Here is a 1,047-nt window from a genome sequence, read left to right as displayed (position 1 = left end):
CCGCCAGACCAGCTTCGGACGGCGGCTGTTCTGGGACTGGCAATGGAACGCGGCGCGCTATCCCGTTCTCCCCGCCCGGATTGCCGGCCTGAAGGCTCGCGGCATCCGCTTCCTCGGCTATGTGAACCCGTACCTGGCCGTCGATGGTCCGCTCTATCCCGAAGCGGCCGCGCAAGGCTTCCTTGCCCTGCGGCTCGACAGCGACGAGCCCTACCTGGTCGATTTCGGCGAATTCGATGCCGGGGTGGTCGATTTCACCAATCCGGCCGCAGCCGCTTGGTTCGCCGAAGAGGTGATCGGCAAGCTGATGCTCGATTTCGGGCTCGATGGCTGGATGGCCGACTTCGGTGAATACCTGCCGGTCGACCTGCGCCTGTTCGATGGCGACCCGATGCAGGAACACAACCGCTGGCCGGTCCGGTGGGCCGAAGTCAACCGCCGTGCGGTTGCCTCGCGTGGGCGGGAAGGCGATGTGCTGTGGTTCATGCGTGCCGGGCACACCGGGGTCCAGGCGCACTGCCCGCTGCTGTGGGCAGGCGACCAGTCGGTCGACTTCAGCCGCCATGACGGCATCGGTACGGTGCTTACCGCGGCGCTGTCATCCGGGCTGGTCGGCAATGCTTTCAGCCATTCGGATGTGGGCGGATATACCAGCCTGTTCGACAACGTCCGCAGCGAGGAACTGCTGCTTCGGTGGTACGAACTCGGCGCGTTCAGCCCGGTGATGCGGACGCATGAAGGCAACCGGCCGGATGACAACCTGCAGATCGATTCGACACCCGAACTGGTCGCCGCCTTCGTTCGCTGGAGCAAGGTCCACGCGGCGCTCGCGCCTTATGTCGCGCACCTGGTGGCCGAGGCACAGGCGACCGGCCTGCCCGCGCAGCGAGCGCTGTTCCTGCACTATCCGCAGGACCGCGAGACCTTCACCATTCAGGACCAGTTCCTCTATGGTGCCGACGTGATGGTGGCACCGGTGGTCGAGCAGGGGGCAATGATGCACAGGGTCTATCTGCCGCAGGGCAATTGGCGGCATGTGTGGAGCGG

Annotated in this window: 1 protein-coding gene; it reads left to right on the top strand. The window is 65.6% G+C overall.

From position 1 onward, the window contains the following. Positions 1 to 1,047 (top strand): alpha-glucosidase (locus AC01FP_RS17775; RefSeq protein WP_474482082.1); only part of this gene is annotated, 1,047 nt, incomplete at both ends.

The organism is Cyanobium sp. NIVA-CYA 375 (genome assembly GCF_056108345.1).
Note: the sequence above shows the minus strand (reverse complement) of the source record. Positions and strands in the feature narration are given on the sequence as shown.